Consider the following 23,295-nt stretch of genomic DNA (forward strand, 5'->3'; position numbering starts at 1 on the left):
ATGCTGCTCGACTTTCTGTTGTGCTTTGCCGCCTGGACGGCTCTTGCCCTGGCCATGGACCGACACCATGAAGACGCTTGGCCGGATATCGAGAGTGAAGCTCCCGCCGCAGTACTGCGCCGCCAGCGCCTGTTCCAAGCCGGCTGGCTCCTGCTGGCCTTGTCACTGGGCATTGCTCTGGGCTTTCCGGGCGCAACCACCGCTGCCATGTCGGCCACCGTGTGGACGTCCGCTCTTTGCCTGGCGGCTCTGGCCGCCACCAGCATGGCGACCTGGCAAGCGCAGCGCCTGCCTCTGTTTGGCTTGATGGCACTGGCGCTGGGAATACTGGTTTTTACCTTCGACCGCCTCGGTCCTTGACGGACTGCACTCAGAACCCGCAGGAGCCACAAATCAGAGAGCCGCTGAGCATCAATGACTGAGAACCCAGGCAGCTATTGATGCAACAGGAATCCCGATCATGACCGGGCAAGGACATGGCGTGCGCATCGCGATGCAGCAGCCGCCTCGGCCCTTGCATGGCTGGCCGTAGCCAATCGATTGAACAAGAGGTGCGAGGAAAAAGCACAGGGCCATACAAGAGATCAACAGGCTCTCTTTTCTTGGAGTCCGGGCCGGCGCTTGAGTCCGGATATCGGGCAGAAGACCTTCACTCGCTCAGAAGAATTCATTCACCTATCCAGCATTCAAGGAGATTTTCATGCGCAGTTTTTATCATCCCGTTGCTCTCGCCACTCTGCTCCTTGCCAGCCTGGGCACAGCCCAAGCTCATCAAGTCTGGCTGGAAAACGATGGCGGCCAGGCCCAGTTGTTTTTTGGTGAGTTCAATGACAACCTACGCGAAACCTCGCCTGGGGCGCTGGACAAATTTCTGGCCACGCCCACGCTGGCCCAGCAAACAGCCAGCGGCACGCTGCAACTGAGCGGCCGGCGAAATGCCACGGGCTTCAGCTACAACGCGGCAAGCCAGGCCCAAACCCTTTTTGCCAGCGCCGCCTATCCCTTGATTGACCGCAGCAAGCGCAATGAGCCAGCCTTGCTGTGGGTACCTGCGGCCCGCTGGGTAGCAACGCCGACACAGGCCGTGGCCGTCAATGCCCAGGCCCTGGATTTGGTGCCCACGGGCCAGCCGGGCCAATTCATGGTGAGCTTCAACGGTCAGGCCCTGCCCAAGGCCAAGGTGCAGATCGTCGCCCCCTCGGGCTGGTCGCGCGAGGCACAAAGCGACGAGCAGGGCCGGGTCAACTTTGCCCTGCCCTGGAAGGGCCTGTACGTAGCCGAAGTACATCACAGCGACAAGCAAAGCGGCGAAGCACAAGGCAAGCGCTATGGCGAAGCCAGCTATGTGACCACGTTGAGCTTCAGCGTCAAGGACGGCATGCCATCCCCCGCCCTGCCGTCTGCCATCAAGCCCTGACGCAGCCCCCCCATTCACTCCGGCAACCGCTCCGACCACCCCTGGTGGTCATTGTCCGTGACCATCTATTTGACAGCAGTACCATGAACCACCCATTCCCCGGCATACCCAGCCGACCATCGCTGGCCTTGCTCAGCGCCCTGGCCTGCCTGAGCCTGGGCACTCAGGCACAGACCTCGCTTCCCGCACCCAGCGCAGACGGCAGTGCCGAAGTCATGCTGGCCCCCGTTACCGTGCAAGACAATCTGGCCGGCGAAACCGCCACAGGCCCGGTCACCGGCTTTGTCGCACGGCGGGCGATTTCGGCCACCAAGACAGATACGCCCCTGATCGAAACGCCGCAATCGATCAGCGTGGTCACGCGCGACCAGTTCGAGGCCCAGGGGGTGACTACCCTGCGTGAAACCACACGTTATACGGCGGGCATCAACTCCAGCTATTTCGACAACCGCGTGGACTCGTTCAAGGCGCGCGGCGGCGATGTCAGCCAGTACCAGGACGGATTGCTGCGCACCTACGGCACCTACAACAACATCAAGGTCGAGCCCTACACGCTGGAGCGCGTGGAGTTTCTGCGCGGACCATCCTCCGTGCTTTATGGCCAGGGCAGCGTGGGCGGTGTGCTCAACCTGACCAGCAAACGCCCCCAGGCCGAGCGCCTGCGTGAGGCGCAGATACAGCTGGGCAGCCACGGCCGCAAGCAGATTGCCAGCGACATGACGGGCTCCATGGACGAGGAAGGCAAGTGGCTCTATCGCCTGGTAGCCGTGGGCCGCGACAGCAACACCCAGGTCGATCACGTCAAGGACGACCGCGTGGTGATTGCGCCTTCGCTGACCTATCGTCCCAGCACCGATACCTCGCTGACGCTGCAAGCCCTGTATCAAAAGGACAAGAGCGGCTCCATCACCCAGTTCTTTCCCTGGCAGGGAACGCGCCTGTCCAGCCCCTACGGACAGATTCCGACCCGCACCTTTATCAGCGAACCGGGCTGGGACAAGTACGACTCCGAAAACAAGTCCTTTGGCTATCTGTTCAGCCATCGTCTGAGCCCTCAATGGACACTGCGTCAGAACCTGCGCCGCACCATCAGCGAGGTGGACTACCGTACGCTCTACACCAGCTTTGCAGCCAACGCAGCCACGGGCCGTCCGGCACGTCCGGTGTTTGACGCCAATGGCCGCACCGTACAGCGCGATGCCGTATGGCAGATCAATGGCGGACGCATGCTGCTGGTCGACACGCAGCTCGAAGGGCTGCTGCAAACCGGTGAGGTTCAGCACCAGCTGCTTGCAGGCATGGACTGGCAGCGCAACACCAGCAACCAATCCAGCTGGCGCGGGCCAGGCACGGCACTGGATGTCTACAACCCCGTGTATGGCACGTTCACGCCGCCCTCGGCCTCCCGGCTGGTACGTGCGCCCAACGTGTCACAGCGCCAGCTCGGTTTCTATCTGCAGGACCAGTTGCGTTGGGGCCCCTGGACCGCGACAGTAGGCTTGCGTCACGACAAGGCCAAAACAGAGACCGAAGGTCGCCCGGCAGCGGCCGCCGACGACTCTGCCACCACCAAGCGCCTGGGTGTGACCTATCAGGCCGGTGGCGGCTGGGCCCCCTATGTCAGCTACACCGAATCCTTCCAGCCTCTGGGCGGCGTGGACTTCTACGGCACGCCATTCAAGCCCCAGCGCGGCAAGCAGTTGGAAGCCGGCGTGAAATGGATTCCCGAGGGCAAAGGCATCTCTGGCTACGCCGCGGTATACGGCCTGCGTGAACAGAATCGCAAGACCAATGATCCGGGCAACCCGCTCAACAGCCTGCAACTGGGCGAGGTCAAAACCCAGGGCTTTGAAGCCGAGCTGATCGCAAGCCTGGCCAGAAACTGGGACTGGACGCTGGCCTATGCCTATACCGACGCAAAAATCAGCCGCAGCAACGCTGGCGACCAGGGGCAGCGCGTGGCCTCGGTATCGCGCCATATGGCCTCCAGTTGGCTGATGCATCGATTTGCAGCTCAGGGCCGCGGAGGCTGGAGTCTCGGCGCCGGTCTGCGCTATATCGGACCACAGTGGAGCGGCACCTCTGCCATCGACACGCCCTCGTCCCTGCTGGCCGACGCGATGGTGGCCTATGACGCCGGCGACTGGCGCCTTGCCCTGCATGCCAACAATATCGGCGACAAGGTGGTAATCACCCAATGCCTGTCGCGCGGCGACTGCTTCTACGGCGAACGCCGCAACTTTCTGCTGACTGCCACCTATCGTTACTGAACGGGCAGGCAATGCGAACAATGTCCAGCCGCCACCATGAAATCCGAGGCGAAGGCGTCAAAGACACCTTCTCTTCAGTTTGTGAGGTCGGCTGGCGAGGCAGGCTGCGCTTGATTGAAGTGCCGCACGCAAGCTGCTGGAGAACCTCATTTCAGCGCAGCAAATTCGTTTCTGAGCGCCTTGGTGCTGCGCTGATAGGCGCGCGGTGGCAAACCGCACCAGCGCTTGAAGGCGCGGGCAAAAACACGCTCTGACTCGTAGCCGCAATCCTCGGCGATCTGGGCCAGCGGCAAACCCGATTCCAGTTGCTGGGCTGCATGAGCCATACGCTGCTGCTGCAGATAGGCCATGGGCGATTCTCCAACCAGCGCCTTGAATTTTTCGGCAAAGAGCGAGCGCGACATAGCAGCCTCCCTGGCCAGGGCCTGCAAGGTCCAGCCATGGCTGGGGCGGCCGTGGATGGCGGCCATGGCCCGGGCAATCTGCACATCGGCCAGGCCGCGCACCCAGCCTTGACCGCGCTGCTGCTGTGCGGCGAAATGGTTGCTGAGCACGTGGATCAGGACCAACTCACCCAGGCGCGCGGCGGCCAAACGCCAGCCGGCGCGTCGCGCCAGCGAGTCCTCTATCAGAGTCTGCAGCATATTGCCCAGCATGGCCGGTGGAGCGGCCTGCGCTGCAGGTATGTGCAGCAGCGGCGGCAGCAGAGTCAATATGGAGTGCCGGCAGTAGGCCGATATCCAGAGCAGCACCGAATCGATGCGGGTCTGGGCCCCGCCTCCGCCATGCTCGAACGTCAGAGGATTCTCGTCCTTCGGACCCTGGGCAAAGCGTTCGATCATGCGTGCGAACGGAACCGGAGCCAGGGCGAGGTCCGACGCAATTACGTGCGGACTGCCCAGCGGCAACACCACCAGATCGCCAGGCAAGACCTGCAACGGTGCCTGGCCTTGTACTTGCAGCCAGTATGGCTGCCCCTGGGCGATGCGGATCATGGTCCCCGGCACTCCCTCGGACGCCAGCGCCCAAGGCTCACCCAATGAAAAGCTGGCCGTCACCGCGCGCTCGGCTCGGCAGATGGCCAGCACGTCGCTTAAATGGTCGCTGCTTTGTTTCATGGAGGATTCCGGACGATTTGTGTCATTTTATGGATGCTTTGCGCTTCACGTGACAAGCGGCCTTGTCGACACTGGCTGGCATCGTATGCGGGCTGCCTGCGCAGCCCGGAACGAGCAAACCATACCCATATCAAGGAGCAAACATGTCCAAGACACGATTGAAAATAGGCATTGTGGGCGGCGGCATTGGTGGCCTGGCCGCAGCCAACGCGCTGCACCGCAGCGGACACGAGGTGACGGTGTTCGAGCAGAGCCGGCAATACCTGCGCGTGGGCGCCGACATCAATCTGACGCCCAATGCTGTACGCGCGCTAGACGGACTGGGCGATGGCATTGCGGCTGCCGTACGGGCTTCGGCAGCCCGCCCAACGCACCGTATCAGCCGCAACTGGGACAACGGCGAGGAAACATCGCGCCTGACCATGGGCAATGAGGCCGAGCGTCAATACGGCGCGCCACAACTCACCATCCATCGCGCCGACCTGCTGGCTGCGCTGGCCGATGCCTTTCCCCATGAGCAGGTGAAGTTCGCCAAACGCGTCAACCGGATTGTGCAAACCGATGCCGGTGTTGCCGTGGAATTTTCCGACGGCGCGCGAGTCGATGGACTGGATGCGCTGATAGGCTCGGACGGGATTCATTCGGTGGTGCGCACATCCCTGTTTGGCGCAGAGAGCCCACGCTTTACCGGTGTGGTGGCATTTCGCACCGTGGTCCCCACCGAGCGCGTGCGCCATGTTCCCGATATCGGGGCCTTCACCAAATGGTGGGGACCGACTCCGGACAGCCAGATCGTGACCTTTCCGCTCAATCAGGGCCGCGACACCTTTATCTTCGCCACCACGGCGCAGGCATCCTGGCATGAGGAATCCTGGACCACCGAAGGCAGCGTGGCCGAACTGCGCGGCTTTTATGCCGGCTTTCATCCACATGCACGAGCCTTGCTGGATGCGTGTGACAGCGTGCTCAAGACGGCTTTGTATGAGCGCGACCCGCTGCCGCACTGGTCGCAGGGGCGAGTGTCGCTGCTCGGAGATGCCTGCCATCCCATGATGCCGTTCATGGCCCAGGGTGCCGGCATGGCGATCGAAGATGCCGTGGTACTGGCCCGCAACCTTGATGCAGTGCAGGATGCCGAAGGCGTTGCGCAAGCCTTGCAGAACTACGAGGCCATGCGCAAGCAGCGCACCAGCCAGATCCAGATAGGCTCGCGAGGCAATAACTGGCTGCGTGCCGGAGGCAATGCCGACTGGGTCTATGGCTATGACGCGTGGCAAGTTGCTTTGACGGCCGAGCCGGTTGCCTGCTCTACCTGAACGGCAGTACACCCCGGCAGTGTTGCCCTGCGCAGCGCCTTCGGGGGTCGATGGTGCTGTCTTGAGCGGGCATCGTGGCGCTGTCGGCATCTGGCGGAAAGCCACGGTGCATGGCTGGCAGCCGCCCATGCCTGGCTTGGCCCATTGCATGAGCCTGCCTCTGCCCATGAGCAAGAAGACAGGCGTCTGCGGGAGCGCATCTGCCATGGCGGATCCGGATCTCGCCAAGCGCTGCTGACCTGCGAGACATGTCAGAGGACGGTGACGAGCGGCCTCGGAAGCCAGGCGAGAAAGTATTGGCCTGTGACTTCTGGCCGCTGCTTTGGAAGTTGCGGACCCCGGCCCTCATTCTCAAATGGCGCATCAACCGGCGAAGCACATGTAATGTGCGGATGACCCCGCCTGCAGCATGCGGAAATTCGTGCGTCTATATGTGTTGCAACAGCATCCTGGCGGTTGTCCAACACAGGGCCGCAGGAACTATTCCAGACCTGCTTCATCCTCGCCGGACAAAGCGCCTGCTTTCTCGCAATGTGCACGCAAGCGCATCAGCGCGTTGTACATGGCATTACGCTCTTCTTCAGGCAATGCCCGAATGGCGGCAGCCTGGCTGGCACGCGCCAAGGGCATGACCTGTGCATGCAGGGCCTCGCCCTGTTCGGTGACCTGACAAAAAATCTTCTTGCGCGGCGTATTGCCTTCACCCTGTAGATCCACCAGGCCTTTGGCTTGCAGCCGCTTGAGAGCGCGGCTCACCAAGGCCTTGTCCGAGGTGGACTGAATGACCAGATCCGAGAAAGCCAGCCGCTTCGAGTGAGCTATCAAGGCCAGCAAGCGCCATTCCGACACCGTCAGATCGTGTTTCTCAGCGTACGGAACGGTAATGGTGCGCCGCAGAGCATTGCCCACCTGGCTCATCAATGTGGTGATGAAGTCGTCCACCGTCAGTCCATCACCTTGCGCGTTCAAGTGCGACCAGGGCGTTTCACACGTTTTCTTGTTCATGCTCCATTGTTCCACTCAGATTAACAAAATCCAATGTCAATAGTGAAAACGGCAATTTGATCGATCAACTATAGGCGTATAACTCCGATCATTGTTTCTTTTGCGATTCATTGTTTCACTATTGAATCAAAAATATCGCACCGAGATTTATACCCACGGCCCAAGGAGAGGCGACCATGTCAGTTGATAGACGCCAGTTTTGCTTTACCGCTCTTGCCTGCGGCACGCTGCTTGCGCAGCCGGTGCTTGCCGAAGAGAGTTACCCCAGCAAGCCCATCACGGTGATCGTGTCCTACCCGCCGGGCGGGGATACCGATGCAATCGCCCGCCTCTTTGCCGACAAGCTCAGTCACAGGCTCAAGCAGACAGTGCTGATCGACAACCGCCCGGGTGCCGGCGGGGCGATAGGCAACGGCATGGTGGGGCGTGCACGCTCCGATGGCTACACATTGCTGTTCACTCCCAACCCCTTCACCACCGCCCCCCTGGTCATGAAGCTGTCGGGCGCTGCAGCCTACGACGTACTCAACGGCTACGAAGCCATCATCAACACCGCCACCCAGCCCCTGGTGCTGGTCACGAGCCCCAAGCTCGGTGTCAAAAACCTGCCCGAGCTGATTGCCAGGGCCAAGAGTGGCGCCACCGTCTCCTATGCCAGCCCCGGCGCCGGCTCGCCCATGCACATCGCCGGCGAATGGCTGAACAAGGCCGCTGGCGTCAAGCTGTCCCATGTTCCATACCGCGGCGTCGGCCCCTCGGTGACCGATGTCGTGGCCGGCCATGTCGATACTGCCTGGGTCACTTTCGGGCCTGTGCGCCAGTATCTGGACTCCGGCAAGCTGGTGGCGCTGGCCATCGGCGATACCAAGCGCTCATCGCTGGCACCTGCCGTTCCGACATTGACCGAGCTGGGCTACAAGGATGTGGTGGTCAGCGCCTGGAACGGCTTCTTCGCGCCGAAAAAGACTCCGGCAGCGGTAATCAATCTGCTCAACGAGCACCTCAATGCCATTTTGCGTGAGCCCGAAGTCGTGGAAAAACTGGCTGTCTTCGGCGCCCTGCCTGCGGGCGGGTCGCCCAAGGTGCTCAGCGATCTCAATCAACGCGAGTACATGGTGATGGGCAAAGCCATCAAGGAACTCGGCATCGTGGCCGAGTGACACCAATGAATCGTTCAGGCCCAGTCCTGGGCGATTCCAACAGACCTCTATATGACTGAAGTGGCACAAGCCTCTGGTCCTCAGCGACCCGGGGCCTTCCGCTGCGAGGTACGGATATGACATCTGCTCTTTCATCTCGATCCACGCTGGGCATGAACACTCCACAGGTGACAGCCAAGGCAAAAGTGCTTGGCCGAGCCATCTACGCAGGAGATCTCAAGCTTGCCGGCATGCTGCATGGCAAGGTTCTGCGCAGCCCTTACCCGCATGCGCGCATCGCTCGCATAGACACCAGCGAGGCGCGCGCGCTGCCTGGCGTCAAGGCGGTTCTGACCGGCGAGGATGCGCCCGCCAATCTTTGGGGGGCGCATCACAAGGAGCGCGCCGTCCTGGCCAAAGGCGTGGTGCGTTATTGCGGCGAAGAGGTGGCCGCCGTGGCCGCTGTTTCCGAAGAGATCGCACGCGACGCGCTGGATCTGATTCGGGTGGAATATGAAGAACTGCCGGCCATTCTGACGCCCGAGGAAGCCATGGACGAGGAGGCCTTCGGCATCCATCCAGGGCGCAACAATGTGGGCCACCATATCCAGTTCGAGCGCGGTGACGTGGAGGCAGGTTTTGCCGCTGCGGATCTGATTCACGAAGCCACCTACACCACGCATTCTCAATACCCCGGCTATATGGAGCCCATGGCTACGGTGGCCTCGCTGGACCCCGATGGCCGGCTTGTGCTCTATACCTCGACCCAGGCAGTGAATCTGGTGCGCATGCAGGTGGCCATGACCCTTGGCCTGCCCATTTCCCGCGTGCGCGTGATTCAGGCCGCGACCGGAGGTGGCTTCGGCGGCAAGATCGTGGAGGACGACAACCAGTTGCTTGCCGGCCTGCTGGCTCTGCATACCCGACGTCCGGTGCGGCTGGTCAACAACCGCCTGGAGGACTTCCAGGCCGCATGTGCCAGCGTGCCCGAGCGCATCACCCTCAAGCTGGGCATGCTCAAGGACGGCAGCATTGTCGCCAAGCAGGTTCGCATCATTGCCGAATGCGGTGCATATGCAGGCCTTGCCGGTGATGTGATGCACGTCAGTGCCATGCGCAGCGACAACATGCACCGCAATCCCAATGTGCGTTCTGAAGCAACGCTGTACTACACCAACAATCCGCCACGCGGTGCCTTCCGGGGCTTTGGCGGAACCCAGATGCAGTTTGCGCTCAACAGCCATATCCACACCATGGCGGAGAAACTGGGCCTGGACCCTGTACAGGTGCACAAGATCAACGCGCTCAAGGCCGGTGATGTCTCGATTCACGGCTGGCATATCGGCAGCACAGGACTGCTGGAGTGCATAGACATGGCAACCGAGGCCATAGGGTGGGCAAGCAAACGCCAACGCGTCAAGGCCAGCGGCACCAAGCGCCGTGGTGTGGGCATGGCCGCCGCCATGCATGTGAGCGGCAACCGCACCATCGGCAATTGGGACGGATCGACGCTGGTCATCAAGATCAACGAAGACGGTCGAGTCTTTCTCATCAGCGGTGAATGCGATATGGGCCAGGGGGCGAGCACCATGCTCAGCCAGATCGTGGCCCATGAACTGGACCTGCCTCTGGCTGATATTCATGTGCTTGCGCCCGACACCGATGTCGCACCGGTGGCCGTGGGCACTCTGGCTTCACGCGTCACCATGTCGGGCGGCAACGCGGCCATCATCGCCGCGCGCAAGGCGCGGCAAGAGTTGCTGAGCCTGGCTGCCGAGCGCCTGGATGCATCGCACGACGCGCTGACGCTGAAAGGCGGTGCCGTCTATGTGAGCGCGGAGCCTGAACGCCGCAGCACCGTGGCCGAGCTGGCGCGCCAGCATATCTGGCGCCATGGTGGAGGTGGTATCCAGGTCGCCGGGACCTGGGACCCCAAGACCGTCATGCATGACGACAAGCTCTACGGCAATATCGCCGCTGCCTACTCCTACGCCGCCCAGGCCGTTGAAGTCGAAGTGGATCTCGAAACCGGCCAGGTCAGCGTCATCGACAGCTATGTCGCCGACGACTGCGGCAAGGCGCTCAACCCCACTGCGATTCACGGCCAGACCAATGGCGCCACCGTTCAGGCCATAGGCTGGACGCTGTACGAGCAGTTGCACTACGAGGGCGGGCGCCTGGCGAACGGCAATTTCGCGGACTACAACATGGCCACCGCTGATGCGGTTCCCATGCTGCGCGGCGGCCTTGTGGAATCCAACGATCCCAACGGCCCCTATGGCGCCAAGGGTGCCAGCGAAACAGCCATCCTGCCCGGCGCGCCAGCCATAGCCAACGCCGTCTATGACGCGATTGGCGTGCGCATCACCGATCTGCCCATCACCCCGGAAAAAGTGCTGGCTGCATTGCGCGACAAGCAGCGGCAAGGAGCAAGCCATGCGTGAATTTGATTTTGCGGAGCCCCGCTCGGTTGCAGAGGCCAGCCAGATGCTTGCCGAGTACGGTGACGATGCACGCATCATCGCGGGCGGGTCGGCGCTGATGCTGGCCATGCGCCAACGCATGCTTGCGCCCACGCACCTGATCTCGGTGGCGAGGCTGCCCCGGCTGCATGGCATCGATTTCGATCCGCACCAAGGTCTGCGTATCGGGGCCATGAGCCGCCACATCGATGTGGCTCGCTCCGAGCTCGTGAAAGCGCATGCCCCGGTGCTGGCCCGGATGGCCGCCCAGGTGGCCAATCCACAGGTGCGTAACCAAGGCACGATTGGCGGCAATCTCTGTTATGCCGACCCATCCACGGACCCGCCCGGCTGTCTGATGGCCCTCGACGCCTCGGTCGTGCTAGGCAGCACACGCGGAGAACGCGTGTTGTCGATGGAAGAGTTCCTGGTCGACTACTACACCACGGCCATGGAGAGCGATGAGCTACTGCTGGAAATCCGGGTGCCGCTGCAGGCGCCCGGCACTCAGGGGGAATACACGCGCTTTCTGCGCACGGCAGCAGAGCACCGCCCCCTGGTCAGCGTGGCCCTGGTCGTGCAAAGAGAAGGGCAGATATGTCACCAGGCACGTCTGGCTGTGGGCGCATCCACGCCCATTCCCACCAGGCTGCGCCGTGCCGAAGACTGCTTGCGCGGCAAGACCATGAATGCGCATCTCGCTTCAGAGGTCGCAAGCATCGTGGCCGAGGACATCCAGCCGGTCTCCGACCTGCGCGGCAGCAGCGAGTTTCGCCGCGCCATGGTGCGCACGGTGACCCGCCGCACGGTGGCCACGCTGTTCGGAATCGATATCAATGAAGGAGTTGCCGCATGAGCACGCATCACATCGAATGCCAGGTCAACGGCGAATCGCACAGCGCCGAAGTCGCATCACGGCGACTGCTATCGGATTTCCTGCGGGACGACCTGCACCTGACCGGCACCAAACGGGGTTGCGAGACCGGCACCTGCGGCGCCTGCTCGGTGCTGCTGGACGGTGAAGTCATCAAATCCTGTCTGATGCTGGCCGTGCAGGTTCAGGGGCGCAGCATCACCACCATCGAAGGGCTGGCCGCCAACGAGCAGCTGCACCCCCTGCAGAAGAACTTCATGCAGTGCGGCGGCCTGCAATGCGGCTACTGCACGCCGGGTTTCATCATGGCCTCCTGCGACCTGCTCAAGAACACGCCCCAGCCCAGCTGCGAGGAAGTTCGCCACGGCCTCAGCGGCAATCTCTGCCGTTGCACCGGCTACACCCAAATCGTCGAATCCGTGCTGCATGCGGCACAGGAGATGCATCATGGAAATTGAAAAAACCCTGACCGTTTCAGCCCCTCCTCAGCAGGTCTGGGATCTGCTCCTCAATCCCCAGATCATGGCCGGCGCCGTGCCTGGGATGAAGTCCATCGATGTCATCAGCCCCACGGAATACGTGGCGGAGATGCACCAGAAGATTTCCTTCATCAGCGCCAAGTTCAAGCTCAAGACCAGGATCGTCGAGCAGAAGGCTCCGGAATACATGCGCGTGGAAGGCACCGGCGAGGATGCCTCGGTGGCCAGTTCGCTCAAGCAGACTAGCGAAGTGTTCCTGACGCCTGCTGCCAACGGCGGCACCGATCTACGGATCAAGGTCAATGTCGACGTGCTGGGCCGCCTGGGCGCCTTCGGCCTGTCGGTCATGAAAACCAAGGCCGACCGTCTCTGGGAAGAGTTTGGCAGCAATCTGGCGGCTCGCATCGAGGCTGGTGGCTTGCTCGTTGATACCACACCACCTTCCTCCACCAACCCCTCGACAGCGCCCACCATGCCTTCATTGGCCAAGCAAGCTGTCGTAAGCCCTGAGATCAAACCTGCCGCCGCGTCGACTGTCTCCTCTGGCGCAGTACCGCAGGGACAGATGGAAGCAGCCATCACAGCCTCGACACAGGACACATACAGCGAAGCCGGCTGGTGGGCCCGCATCTTCGGAGGTGCCCGCAATGCACGCCGCGCCGGCCAGGTCATACGCGTAGAAGTGCGTCAGATGGACAAGACGATCTGTGTCGAGTGGCCTGCCACAGCTGCATCCGAATGCCGGGAATGGCTTCAGTCTCTGTACAAGTAAGCACTGTTTTTGCACCGACCAGCAAGGAGGCTCACGACTCAATAGCTCCATCACATCAAGCCACGCATGCAAAAAATACTGAACGACATTAAAAATTGGAGACATTCATGCTGAAGAAGGTAGCGAGCGCCATTGCGCTTCTGGGGGTGGGAGGATTGGCACATGCACAATCGTCCGTACAGATTTACGGCATCATGGACACGGCCGTCGAAACCATGAACAACGTGGGCGCAACCAAGTCCAGCCTCACACGCATGCCCAATCTGGCGGGCAGCGTTCCATCGCGCCTGGGCTTTCGCGGCCGCGAGGATCTGGGAGGCGGATTGAGCGCATCCTTCACGCTGGAGATGGGTATCGGCCCCGACAGCGGAGCTCTCAATCAGGGCGGTCGCGGTTTCGGTCGCCAGTCCTTCGTCAGCCTCAACGGCCCCTGGGGATCGCTGGGGTTGGGCCGTCAGTACACCATGCTGTTCTGGTCCGTACTCGACGCTGACGTGATCGGTCCGAGCCTGCACAGCATGGCCAGTCTGGACAACTACTTTCCCAATGCACGTGCCGACAATGCGATCTCCTACAAGGGCACGTTCTCGGGCCTGACGGTCGGCGCAACCTATAGCTTCGGCCGCGATGCCGTCAATGCGGGCCCCAGTCCCGGTGGCACCAACTGCGCGGGTGAAAGCAGCACCGACTCCAAGACCTGCCGCGAGTGGTCGGCCATGCTCAAGTACGACACAGCGGCATGGGGGGCAGCGCTGGCACATGACGAGCTGCGCGGCGGCCCCGGTGCTTTCGCGGGGCTGACCAGCAGCGACAAAGTCGACAAGCGCACCATGCTCAACGGCTATGTGAAGCTTGGCAGCGCCAAGATTGGTGGTGGCTATATGCGCCGCAAGAATGACGGCTATATCGCATCGCCGCGCAACGACCTGTGGTTTGTGGGCGTGACCTACCCCCTTGGTCAATGGAGCGTGGACGCCCAGTACAACCAGCTCAAGTACAAGGACAACGCGGACAAGGGTCAGCTGCTGGTACTGCGCGGTACTTACAACCTGTCCAAGCGCACTGCGGCCTATGCCTCGCTGGGCTATATGAAGAACAGCGGCAATGCGGCCTTTGGAGCAAGCAGCGCTCAAGCTGGTGGAACGCCAATGCCTGGCGTCAACCAGGCTGGCTTTGGCATGGGTCTGCGCCATACGTTCTAAAGCCGGAGCCAATACAGCGGATGCGGGTAGCCTGGTGGCCTGCACCCGCTTCTCAAAAGAGGCGACAGTCCCTCATGCGGGGCTCGTTCACCCACATAGACCGGGCATGTCTACCTGGCCAAGGGCAGTCCAGGTCGGCATGAGAAGAAGCTGACAACAATGTCACCGCGCTGTCCCGCTTCTGTTGGGGTCGGATTTCTAAGATCCACACATCTCCTCCTTACCTCTATCAAGGCCTGGGAGATTGTGTTTCACCGACTTTCTTAGGAGCTACCACCATGTCTCAACATCGTCTCTCCATCGCGTCCGTATTTGCAAGCGCAGCAGCAGTAGCTGTACTAGCCATGCCGGGGATGGCTTCGGCAGCCTATGAACACCCAGCCAATAACGAGCAAGGCGTGACTATTCACCCCGAACATTTCGTGAGTCAGAAGACGCGTGATCAAGTCAGGGCCGAAACTGCAGATGCGATGAAGAACGGTCGCCTGTCGTATGGAGAAAGCAGTTTCCCCAACTTTGCACCCCCTGCAGGTCCCGGTAAAACACGCGAAGAAGTGATTAACGAATTGCTGCGCGAATCTCCAGCAGCACGGGAAGCTCGTATGCAGTCCATCGCTCGCTGAGACCTATAGAGGCCTTATTGGGGCGCCGGTCTTCCTTGACCGGCATGCTTGATCTGACCGCCGGCAGCAACTGCCCCATGCTGCCAGCCGAGTTGCGATGGTCAATGCTTGGATTTCTGGCATCACCCAATCCAAGCCTTTATCCGCTTCCTTCAATTGATCATCGCCCCCACAGACGCCGCCTCCTGAGCCGTTCTTGAAGACCAACCGACAGAGGGGCGGGCGAGCAACAGACAGTGCCCTTCAATTGGCAAAGCGCAGTTCACATGCTCCGGATACCGGTGATCACGCGCTTGAGCGCCTCTGCCGACGTCGCAGAACGATAGATCCCGCAGTCATCAGCCTTGGCTCTGCAGCGCGCCGTACAGATGAAGTACTTGGCTTCGCTGATGCTTATTGAGTGACCGTGCTCGCTCACACATAGAGCTGGATATATGGCCACCGGCCAGACACCACTACACAAATGTTGACGGAGTTGGAAGCGTTCCAACAGCGCCTCAGCGCTGCATCAGTTGCTGGCATTGCCGGCGGCGCCAGACAGACTCGCGTACGGCTCCGGCCTCATCGAACACCACTTTGTACTGGCACACCAGCAGGTTACCGGATTGCGCTTGACGGAGCTTGAAGTTGTAGTCCCACTCTTGGCCTCTCTGGCCTGTAGTTTGCGTCAGAGGCGCGCCCAATGTCTGCTTCACCTTGTCCTGGGCCATGCCAGGCTGGATGGCGCGAATACCCTCGAGCTGCTCTGCCAGCACGCCGTCGCGGACGAAGTCCTTCTTCATGTCGGCATAGCGCATATTGACGTCGGAATACTGCAGCGTGTCGGGATTGCTGACAGCATCCTCCGGATTGTCACGAGCCACGGCCGGCATGGCGAAGCAAGCGGCCGCAGCCAGTACCAGAGTGGAAAGGCGGAAGGTAGATTCAAACATGCTCATGGCATCCTCTTTCATCAAAATCGAAAGTCACGCGCTGCAGGGCTTCAGCGCTCACGCAAGGCCTCGCGCGCCTTGTTCAGCGGCTTGGTCAAATAGTCCCAGACGGTCTTGCGGCCCGTGCGGATATCGGTGGCTGCCACCATGCCCGGCACAATGGGCATGCGCTGGCCGGCCTTGTTCACAAGCACATCCGAGTCGGTGCGCACCAGAACCGGGTAATAGACGATTTCGGGCTTGACCTCGTCGCGCTGGGTATCCGGGGCAATCGTCACCACCTGGCCCTTGAGGCCGCCATAGACCGCGTAGTCGTAGGCCGTCACCTTGACCAGAGCCTCCTGTCCGGGGCGAATGAAGGCAATGTCGCGCGGGGAGATATGGGCTTCCACTAGCAATTGGTCATCGAGAGGTACCAAGGCCATCAGCAGGCCGTTGGGCGGCACCACGCCGCCGATGGTAGTGACCTGCAAGCTCTTGACCACGCCTCGCACAGGCGACTGCAGTGTCAGGCGATCCAGTGAATCCGCACGCCCACGCACCACTGAAGACAGGGACTTCGCCTCCGCATCAGCCTTGGCAAGTTCTTCGCGGCTGCGCACCATGTAGCCAGAACGGGCCTCGGCGATCTTCAGCTCCAGTTCTGCTCCCTGGCGCTGCAAGCGGATTAGTTCGACGCTGCTGGCAGCACCGCTGGCTTGCAGCGACTGGGTGATGCCCAGTTCCTTGCGCACCAATGCCAGCGCCTGGTTCAGACCAGCCACTGTATCGCTCAACGCCGCGCGGCGTGAACGGAACAGCGCGCTCTCCGAAGCCTTGAGCTGTGCATGACCATCCAGCTCCTGAGGAAACTGCAGGTTGTCGCGCCCTTCAACCTCTGCGCGCAGACGTACGCTGGCGGCCAAGGCTGCGCGGTGGCGGGCCGCCGTCTCCTCCACACTGGATTCACCACGCGTAGGTTCCAGCTTGGCCAGCACCTGCCCCTTCTCCACGATATCGCCCTCGCGCACCAGCAACTCGGCCAGAATACCGCCCTCCAGAGACTGGATGCGCTGCTCGCGCGAGGATGGAATCACCTTGCCACCGCCGTTGGAAACTTCGTCGATCTCGAAGAACCAGGCCCAGGCCAGAAAGGCCAGCACAAAGGCCGTGACCAGCCACACTACGCGATCCGAGTGGCTTGCGCGTACCTCGTCGAAGTCGCCTATGGCCGGCATGGCCGCGCGCCGACGCGCAGGCTCGGGCATAGGAGAAAGCATGGACGCGGACTCATCCGTCGTCGCGGATGTTGTTGTAGATGTGGCCTTCGATGTATCACCGGGCACTGCTGTCTCCGTCATTCCTGCCCCTCCTCTGCAGAGGCCAGCCTTTTCACTGGCTGCACCGCGACCTTCATGCGCCCGCTCTGCATGACGCGAACATTCTGCTGCGGGGCTGCCGGTTGGACACCGCCATTCAGGCGCTTGAGCACCTCATCGCGCGCACCCTGCAACACCACCTGGCCCTTGTCCACCACAATGATCTTTTCCACCGCCTGCAACACAGCGGGCCGGTGCGTGGCCACGACCAGAGTGCGCCCTGGTGCAAGCTTGCGCAACCGGGCGATCACATCGCGTTCGGCCACATCGTCCAGCGCTGCCGTAGGCTCATCCAGCAGCAGCACTCGTGGCTGGCGCAACAGCAGGCGCGCCAGCAACAGGCTCTGGCGCTGCCCACCCGACAAGCCCAAGCCCCCTTCCATGACCATGTGATCCAGCCCCGTTGGCAGTGTCTGCACGAAGGACCAGGCGCCAGCGTCCAGCAGCGCGGTCATCAGTTCCACATCGCTGGCATGAGGAGCGCCCAACAGCAGGTTCTCGCGCAACGAACCGTAGAACAGGCGGGCATTCTGCGTCAGCAGGCCTATATCGCGGCGCACGTCGGCCGGATCTATGTGGGCCAGAGCCACATCGTCCAACAGCAGGCGCCCGCTCACAGGCTCGGTCAGGCCCGACAACGCCTGCAGCAGCGTCGACTTGCCCGCCCCGTTGCGGCCCAGGATAGCGATGCGCTCACCGGCTGAGATCTGCAGCTTCTTGACCTGCAGTGCCGGGGTCTTGCCGTCGTAGCTGAACACGGCTTCGCTGAAGTCGTAGCGCCCCTCGATGACAGGGCGGTGGACGCGGCTGCCGTCCTCGGCGTGGTCCACAGGCAGGTGCATGAGTTGGTCCAAGCCGTCACTGGCCATCCTGGCCTGCTGCCAGCGATTGAGCACACCGGTCACGCTGGACAAGGGCGCCAGCATGCGGCTGACCAGAATAGAGGACGCCACCAGCACGCCGGTGCTCATCTCGCCGCGCATCACCTGGGGAGCGCCAAAGAACACGACAAAGGCGAAAGCACTGCCCTGCACCGTCTGCATCCAGTTGCTCAGGTGATGCAGCAACGCCCGCAGCTTCAGTCCCGACTCGGCATTCACGGCGTTGTAGTGGTTCCACTGGTTCTGAAAGCGCGGCTCGGCCTGCAACAGCTTGATGTCTTCAATGCCCTGCACCGTCTCCACCAGCATGGCGTTGCGCAGCGCCGATTCGCGCATGCTGGCCTGGGCCAGGTTGCGCAGGCGCTTTTGCGCGAGCAGGCTGGGCGCCAGCAGAAGCACAAAGGCCGCCAGAGGCACCCACACCAGCGAGCCCGCAATCATCCAGAAGATGAAGCAGAACAGGACAAAGAACGGCAGGTCGGCCACGGCCGCTGCGGTGGTGGACGTCAGCATCTCCCGCACCGGCTCCAGCTCGCGGATCTGGGCCACAAAGGTTCCTGTGGCGCGCGGGCGGGCGCTGTTCTTAACTCTCAGCGCATGGCCGAAGACGCGGTCCGAAATGCGCAGGTCTGCCCGCTTGCCCAGCATGTCGGTAATGTGCATGCGCGCAGCGCGCATGGCCCAGGCAAACGCAATGGACAGCAGCACACCGCCGAACAGCACATACAGCGTAGGCTCGGACTGGGACGGCACCACGCGGTCATAGACCTGCATGGAAAACAGAATGCCGCCCAAGGCCATCAGATTGGTGATGAACGAAGCCAGCAGAATATGGCCATAAGGTCGCAGATCGGCAAACACGATGTCGCGCAGCCAGTGACGCTCCACAGGGCGCAGGTAGCTGTCCACGCGTGAATCGGGAGCCGACCGCAACGGACGCAGCACCACCATGGCCTCCACCTCGGGCTGCAGCTCGGCCAGCGTGTGCGTGCTCTCGCCGCCCTCATCGCCGCTGAGCAGCAGGCGCAAGCCGCCTTCGGTCAGGGCGGTGACTACCGCTACCTGCCCGCCGCGCAGCTGTACAGCCACGGGTAGACGCCATGCAGTCAACCGCGTCAGGTCCGGAGCCACCTTGATCAAGGCAAGACCCGCCTGCTGGGCCATCTGGCGTATGCAATGGCGCAAATCCTCGCTAGACATGCCATCAGCCGCCCAGGCCGCATCCACACGCAGACGCTCGCGCGAGGTATCGATCTGGTAATGCGCAGCCACTGCCAGCACGGCGTCCAGCCAGCCCTGCATCAATGGCGGCAATTGCTTGGCGCTTGCCTGCTCGGCAGCTACCTGGTTCATCGCGTCGTTCATCGCATCACTCCCTGGCCCCGGTCACGCAGCCGGGTATCCAGCGCGAACTCATCGGCCAACCGCCCGCTCTGGTACCAACACTCCACAGCCAGCCGCTGCAGGTCATGGGCGCTATCCACCTGTTCAAAGCGCGCGCCGTGGTATTCCTGCTCGGCGTTGAGCAGATCCAGCAGCGAGCGTGTACCCAGCTGCAGATACTGCTCACGGTACAGATCGCGCGTGATGCGGATGCTGGCGATACGCTGGTCAACCACTGGCTGACGCTCCAACAGACCCAGGCTCTGGTCCTGCGCGTCGCGCAGCGACTGACGCGCCTGGAACTCGGCGTTGGCCACTGCCGCGTCGGCGGCCTCCAGCGCATGGCCGGCCGCGCGCTGGCGTGCCTGGTTGCGCCCACCTTCGAACAGCGGTGCCGAGACATTGAACATCACGCGCATGTCCACATCCGGATAACCTGCCGGACGCGAGGCAGCGTTCAACCCGCGCGAGGCCGAGCCATCCACCGACAGCGTGGGCATGAGTTGCGCATCGGCTGCCTTCAATTCGGCCTGGGCCTGCGCCCGCTGTCCATGGGCCCGGCGCACCGCTGCCGTGGGCTGCACCTGCGCGGCGGCGCAGGCCTGGGGCAGAGCATCGGGCACCCCGCCTTTTTCTGCATTCGCCTCACCCACTGTAGGTGGGGTCTGCAACCCGGTCAGAGCCATCAGCCGCGCTTGCCAACGGCGCGCCTGCGCCTCGTAATTGATCACTTGGCCGCGCGCGCCATCCATGCGAGACTGCGCCTGTATGAAATCCGAACGGGTGCTCGCGCCCTTGGCCTGACGCTCACGCGCCAGCTCGGCCAGCGCGCCCACTCCCTTGAGCTGATCTTGTGCAATCGCCGCCATGGACTGCTGGCGACGCAACTCCACCCAGGCTTGCGCGGCTTCACGAGCCACATCGTCGGTGGACAGATACACCTGTGCCTGGGCAACCTCGATGCTGGCCTCGGCCTGCTTCACGGCACTGTCCACCTTGCCAAAGTCGTACAGTATCTGCGACACCGAAACGCTGGCGTCATAGACACGTCGCGAGGTATAGGGGTAGACATCCCGGTTATTCACCTCCGCCCCCACCCCGCCCTTGACCTGCGGGTAGTAGCCGGCGCGTGCTGAAGCCACGCCCTCGTCTGCTCCCAGCAATTGCCCCTGCGCCGTACGCACGGCAGGGTGCCATGCCACAGCCGCCTGTACCGCTGCACGCATATCCATGGTCTGGCCCGACACGGCCCGGCTTGGCGTGGCTTGACTCGCAGGCTCTGCCGCATGGGCTCCGCCCATGGCACAGGCCAGTGCGACCACTGCTGAGGCATGACGTATGCAAGGCACAGGGAATTTGGACTTGATCAACATATCCATCTATCGCTATCTCTGTCGCTGTTTCACAGCTTGGTATCACGGCGCTACACCGCGATCACCGCTCTGCATCGCAGCACCCAGGCCAGCGACACGGATTGTTTGTTTTCTGATTGCTATTGTTTACATAGCTTGCTGCGCTTGCAGCACGTCATTTCAAGCATTCTTCATACTTGAAATGACGTGCCTCAGACGCTAGCAGCTATCAGGTTTGATGAAGCATCAAACGTGCACCGACTGGTGCAGCTCCTCCTCGGGCAGCGGAGCTGGCATATACAAGGCCAGGTCCTGCGGCGCTGCTACAGGTGCTGTGGGTGCAGCAGGCGCATCTGCCGGACCCAGGCCGGCGATGTTGCCGCCAGCCTCGCCCACCTCGCTTTGGGGCTGCAGCACATCGTGCAGCGCAGGCAGCGCGGCAGGCTCGTCCGCATCCGTATGCAGGGCATCGAGATGCTCCAGATCCAGGCTCATGGCCATCATCGGCGACGCAAACGGCGTAGGCTTGGGCCCAGGATCCACACCGTCATAGACCACCTTCACATCCTTGACGGTCGATGCGGTATCCCCATCCATGTCCTGGATGGTGTAGCCGAACTTGTCCCAATAGGAACTCAGCGCCTTGCCCTCATAGATGAACTTGGCCGTATCGAACTCCACGGTCAAAGAGCCACCTACGGCTGTCTTGACGGTGATGATGTGCTTGACTGCGTCATAGGTGTAGTCCACCCCCTCCGCGGCGCCTCCCGTGACCTGCAAATCCTGTCCGGGAAGATAGGTGTAGGTTTTGCCATCGACATTGAGCACATTGACAAAGCCGCCGTCCGCACCAAACCCTTCCACGGTGCTGTCGAGTTCACCGCGCAGTGAGCCCTCCTGCCTGGGCAGCTGGATCAGGTTCTGCAGCGTGGAATTCAGCTCCTCCGCCGAGGCAGCCACGATGACGGTACTCTCCTTTCCTTCAACGCCGTTATAGGCAATCGGGTCGATATTGGGAATGTCTTTTTCCAAAATACCGCCAAAGCCCACGCCCACGGAGTTGATGTGGTGCTCCTTCACAAAGGCCTCCCAAGTTGCCTGCTGTGTTTCAGACACCGGGCCCTGAAGGGGTACTCCATCAGTGATGAAGTAGGAGACGTTCTGCACTCCCTCCCCGGTCAGCTTGCCCACATTGTCGGTAAAGCCATTGGTCCCCATTACTGCATCGAGGGCCGCCTTGTAGCTAGTACCACCGGTGGCCGTCAGGGCATTGATGGTCGAAATAGCCGTCGCGGCGCTCATCCAGGTGGCCAAGGCATTGCCCGTGGTACTGAAAGTCACCAGTTTGACCGCCACGTCACCGTACTCGTCGTACTTGTTGATCAGATCCTGGAGCGCCTTCTTGGCCAGATTCAGACGATTGTTCGGATCATTGGGCAACTGTTGAGAGCCCGTGCCCACGAAGTTCATGCTTCCCGACAGATCGAGCACGATCATCACGTTGGTCTGCAGCTTGGCCAGATCAATCGCCAGCTCGGCATCATCGCTGAGCGTCGGCACATCGTCCTTGACCTCCACGGCAAACCCGATTTCGCTGTCGTGCTCGCCATCGTGAACGATGGCCTTGAAGTCCAGGTCCAGCGTATTTTCACCACCGCCGGCTGCATGATCCAGAGGGCCCTTGAGGGTCACCGTATAGCTTGCCTCGTACTTACCACCAACCTCGGTCAGGGCACCGACCTTGACCGTCATGACCTCCTTGGCACCGGCCATGCCGGTCAGCATGCTGGTGCTCGCATCCCAGTGCCAGGTCACATCAACGCCGCCCGACTTGACGCTACCGTCCACAGGGCCCTCCATCTCCACCGAGAAGGTATTGATGTCCGGCGTCTTGTCCGCATCGGTAAAGGTAATCTTGCCTGTAGTTGTGGTCGTGCTGCTCAGGTCATCCTTGATGCCGCCGGCCAGTGCTTCTTCCGCAACGTGCAGTACCTTGTCCTCAGGAGCTATCTCCACCACAGGGGCTGTGTCGTTCAGATCCTTTTCCTGAAGCGTGACTGTGATCTCGGTCTTGCCACCTTCGGTATCGGTCGCCACCACCTTGATCTGCTGGCTATTACTACCCTTCTCAAAGTCGTTGGCATCCGAAGCCACTCCAGCCGCTGTCAGCGTGATCTTTCCAGTCAGTGGGTCGATCGCATACCAGCCATTAGGGTCGCTGGCCGGGTCAATGCTGTAGGTCAACGATATGCTGTCAATATCGATGGCCTTCACTTGGCCCAGCACCGTGCCTACGGGGCTGTTCTCGTCATAGCTGAAGGTGTAATCCGTCACCGGCGACTCGCCCGGGTCGCCTGGATCGACAAACACCGGTGGCTTGCTCACGATCACGGTAACGTCCGCCGTCTCGGGCGTGCCGCCATCGGTCTGTGCCGTGTAGCTGAACTTGGCGTCACCCACAAAGCCCGCCTTGGGCGTGAACTCCAGTTGGCCGCCCACCAGCTTGACGCTGCCGCTGCCGTCGGTCAGAGCCACCGCAGCACCGCCTTCGGTGATGGCCTTGCCATCGACCTGCGTGATCGTGACGTTATCGCCTTCAAAGTCGTCGTTGTTCAGCACGTCGATGGTGACGGGCTTGTCGTAGCCGGTCGTCGCCGTGTCGTCGACCACGTCCACTTCCGGCTTGAACTCGACCGTCACCGTGGTGGTGGT

The 23,295-nt window shown here is 61.8% G+C and carries 18 protein-coding genes; 11 read left to right on the plus strand and 7 right to left on the minus strand.

The features are described from left to right. The 3 genes from V8Z78_RS03950 to V8Z78_RS03960 all read left to right on the plus strand — a co-directional run bounded on the left by V8Z78_RS03950 (nt 1) and on the right by V8Z78_RS03960 (nt 3,687). A complete protein-coding gene (locus tag V8Z78_RS03950) occupies nt 1-360 on the plus strand; it encodes a DUF3325 domain-containing protein (protein WP_314353424.1) in 360 nt (119 codons plus the stop codon). A gap of 340 nt (nt 361-700) precedes the next feature. Beyond that, on the plus strand, nt 701-1,417 hold the full coding sequence (locus tag V8Z78_RS03955; protein WP_279088231.1) for a DUF4198 domain-containing protein: 717 nt from the start codon (nt 701-703) through the stop codon (nt 1,415-1,417). Nucleotides 1,418-1,500: 83 nt separating this feature from the next. Then, nucleotides 1,501-3,687 (plus strand): TonB-dependent siderophore receptor, encoded by a 2,187-nt coding sequence (locus tag V8Z78_RS03960; protein WP_349730950.1) that lies wholly within the window; start codon nt 1,501-1,503, stop codon nt 3,685-3,687. A gap of 146 nt (nt 3,688-3,833) precedes the next feature. Here the strand turns inward: V8Z78_RS03960 and V8Z78_RS03965 are convergent, their stop codons facing one another. After that, on the minus strand, nt 3,834-4,805 hold the full coding sequence (locus V8Z78_RS03965; RefSeq protein ID WP_046460624.1) for an AraC family transcriptional regulator: 972 nt from the start codon (nt 4,803-4,805) through the stop codon (nt 3,834-3,836). Between the two features lie 143 nt (nt 4,806-4,948). On the opposite strand from V8Z78_RS03965, the gene V8Z78_RS03970 reads away from it, so the two are divergent. Next, nucleotides 4,949-6,121 carry an FAD-dependent monooxygenase gene (locus V8Z78_RS03970; RefSeq protein ID WP_349730951.1) on the plus strand — a complete coding sequence of 391 codons (1,173 nt, stop codon included), beginning with the start codon at nt 4,949-4,951 and terminating at the stop codon, nt 6,119-6,121. 480 nt (nt 6,122-6,601) lie between these two features. On the opposite strand, the gene V8Z78_RS03975 is transcribed toward V8Z78_RS03970, so the two are convergent. Continuing rightward, a complete protein-coding gene (locus V8Z78_RS03975; protein ID WP_046460622.1) occupies nt 6,602-7,126 on the minus strand; it encodes a MarR family winged helix-turn-helix transcriptional regulator in 525 nt (174 codons plus the stop codon). A gap of 176 nt (nt 7,127-7,302) precedes the next feature. Between V8Z78_RS03975 and V8Z78_RS03980 the strand changes: the two genes are divergently transcribed. From V8Z78_RS03980 to V8Z78_RS04010, 7 genes are all read left to right on the plus strand, one after another. Further along, entirely contained in the window at nt 7,303-8,286 is a 984-nt protein-coding gene (locus V8Z78_RS03980; RefSeq protein ID WP_034356671.1) for a Bug family tripartite tricarboxylate transporter substrate binding protein, read from the plus strand. Nucleotides 8,287-8,402: 116 nt separating this feature from the next. Continuing rightward, a complete protein-coding gene (locus V8Z78_RS03985) occupies nt 8,403-10,709 on the plus strand; it encodes a xanthine dehydrogenase family protein molybdopterin-binding subunit (protein WP_349730952.1) in 2,307 nt (768 codons plus the stop codon). Continuing rightward, nucleotides 10,702-11,583, plus strand: a complete 882-nt coding sequence (locus V8Z78_RS03990) for an FAD binding domain-containing protein (protein WP_057091974.1) — start codon at nt 10,702-10,704, stop codon at nt 11,581-11,583. Before V8Z78_RS03985 ends, V8Z78_RS03990 begins: the two co-directional genes overlap by 8 nt. Continuing rightward, nucleotides 11,580-12,059, plus strand: a complete 480-nt coding sequence (locus V8Z78_RS03995; RefSeq protein WP_003061472.1) for a (2Fe-2S)-binding protein — start codon at nt 11,580-11,582, stop codon at nt 12,057-12,059. The genes V8Z78_RS03990 and V8Z78_RS03995 overlap by 4 nt, the downstream gene beginning before the upstream one ends. After that, nucleotides 12,049-12,852: an SRPBCC family protein gene (locus V8Z78_RS04000; RefSeq protein WP_349730953.1), complete on the plus strand. Its 804-nt coding sequence runs from the start codon at nt 12,049-12,051 to the stop codon at nt 12,850-12,852. Before V8Z78_RS03995 ends, V8Z78_RS04000 begins: the two co-directional genes overlap by 11 nt. 107 nt (nt 12,853-12,959) lie before the next feature. Then, nucleotides 12,960-14,054, plus strand: coding sequence for a porin (locus V8Z78_RS04005; protein WP_349730954.1), 1,095 nt, complete (start codon nt 12,960-12,962; stop codon nt 14,052-14,054). Nucleotides 14,055-14,332: 278 nt separating this feature from the next. Further along, entirely contained in the window at nt 14,333-14,677 is a 345-nt protein-coding gene (locus V8Z78_RS04010; protein ID WP_280009448.1) for a DUF4148 domain-containing protein, read from the plus strand. 497 nt (nt 14,678-15,174) lie between these two features. Here the strand turns inward: V8Z78_RS04010 and bamE are convergent, their stop codons facing one another. The 5 genes from bamE to V8Z78_RS04035 form a co-directional block, all read right to left on the minus strand. Continuing rightward, nucleotides 15,175-15,615, minus strand: a complete 441-nt coding sequence (gene bamE, locus V8Z78_RS04015; RefSeq protein WP_100086435.1) for an outer membrane protein assembly factor BamE domain-containing protein — start codon at nt 15,613-15,615, stop codon at nt 15,175-15,177. A gap of 44 nt (nt 15,616-15,659) precedes the next feature. Beyond that, on the minus strand, nt 15,660-16,868 hold the full coding sequence (locus V8Z78_RS04020; protein ID WP_349730955.1) for a beta-barrel domain-containing protein: 1,209 nt from the start codon (nt 16,866-16,868) through the stop codon (nt 15,660-15,662). A gap of 77 nt (nt 16,869-16,945) precedes the next feature. Next, a complete protein-coding gene (locus V8Z78_RS04025; protein ID WP_349730956.1) occupies nt 16,946-19,213 on the minus strand; it encodes a type I secretion system permease/ATPase in 2,268 nt (755 codons plus the stop codon). Then, nucleotides 19,210-20,610 (minus strand): TolC family outer membrane protein, encoded by a 1,401-nt coding sequence (locus V8Z78_RS04030; RefSeq protein WP_349730957.1) that lies wholly within the window; start codon nt 20,608-20,610, stop codon nt 19,210-19,212. Before V8Z78_RS04030 ends, V8Z78_RS04025 begins: the two co-directional genes overlap by 4 nt. A gap of 219 nt (nt 20,611-20,829) precedes the next feature. After that, nucleotides 20,830-23,295 (minus strand): Ig-like domain-containing protein (locus V8Z78_RS04035; RefSeq protein WP_349730958.1); only part of this gene is annotated, 2,466 nt, incomplete at its 5' end.

This window comes from Comamonas sp. wu1-DMT, assembly GCF_040187805.1.
Taxonomy (GTDB): Bacteria; Pseudomonadota; Gammaproteobacteria; order Burkholderiales; family Burkholderiaceae_C; genus Comamonas; species Comamonas thiooxydans.

Coding starts and splice junctions, on each gene's coding strand:
- V8Z78_RS03970 (WP_349730951.1), top strand. CDS start 4,949: ATGTCCAAGACACGATTGAAAATAGGCATTGTGGGCGGCGGCATTGGT.
- V8Z78_RS04005 (WP_349730954.1), top strand. CDS start 12,960: ATGCTGAAGAAGGTAGCGAGCGCCATTGCGCTTCTGGGGGTGGGAGGA.
- V8Z78_RS03975 (WP_046460622.1), bottom strand. CDS start 7,126: ATGAACAAGAAAACGTGTGAAACGCCCTGGTCGCACTTGAACGCGCAA.
- V8Z78_RS03980 (WP_034356671.1), top strand. CDS start 7,303: ATGTCAGTTGATAGACGCCAGTTTTGCTTTACCGCTCTTGCCTGCGGC.
- V8Z78_RS04025 (WP_349730956.1), bottom strand. CDS start 19,213: ATGAACGACGCGATGAACCAGGTAGCTGCCGAGCAGGCAAGCGCCAAG.
- V8Z78_RS04020 (WP_349730955.1), bottom strand. CDS start 16,868: ATGCTTTCTCCTATGCCCGAGCCTGCGCGTCGGCGCGCGGCCATGCCG.
- V8Z78_RS03960 (WP_349730950.1), top strand. CDS start 1,501: ATGAACCACCCATTCCCCGGCATACCCAGCCGACCATCGCTGGCCTTG.
- V8Z78_RS03990 (WP_057091974.1), top strand. CDS start 10,702: ATGCGTGAATTTGATTTTGCGGAGCCCCGCTCGGTTGCAGAGGCCAGC.
- bamE (WP_100086435.1), bottom strand. CDS start 15,615: ATGAGCATGTTTGAATCTACCTTCCGCCTTTCCACTCTGGTACTGGCT.
- V8Z78_RS04030 (WP_349730957.1), bottom strand. CDS start 20,610: ATGGATATGTTGATCAAGTCCAAATTCCCTGTGCCTTGCATACGTCAT.
- V8Z78_RS03950 (WP_314353424.1), top strand. CDS start 1: ATGCTGCTCGACTTTCTGTTGTGCTTTGCCGCCTGGACGGCTCTTGCC.
- V8Z78_RS03965 (WP_046460624.1), bottom strand. CDS start 4,805: ATGAAACAAAGCAGCGACCATTTAAGCGACGTGCTGGCCATCTGCCGA.
- V8Z78_RS04000 (WP_349730953.1), top strand. CDS start 12,049: ATGGAAATTGAAAAAACCCTGACCGTTTCAGCCCCTCCTCAGCAGGTC.
- V8Z78_RS03995 (WP_003061472.1), top strand. CDS start 11,580: ATGAGCACGCATCACATCGAATGCCAGGTCAACGGCGAATCGCACAGC.
- V8Z78_RS03985 (WP_349730952.1), top strand. CDS start 8,403: ATGACATCTGCTCTTTCATCTCGATCCACGCTGGGCATGAACACTCCA.
- V8Z78_RS04010 (WP_280009448.1), top strand. CDS start 14,333: ATGTCTCAACATCGTCTCTCCATCGCGTCCGTATTTGCAAGCGCAGCA.
- V8Z78_RS03955 (WP_279088231.1), top strand. CDS start 701: ATGCGCAGTTTTTATCATCCCGTTGCTCTCGCCACTCTGCTCCTTGCC.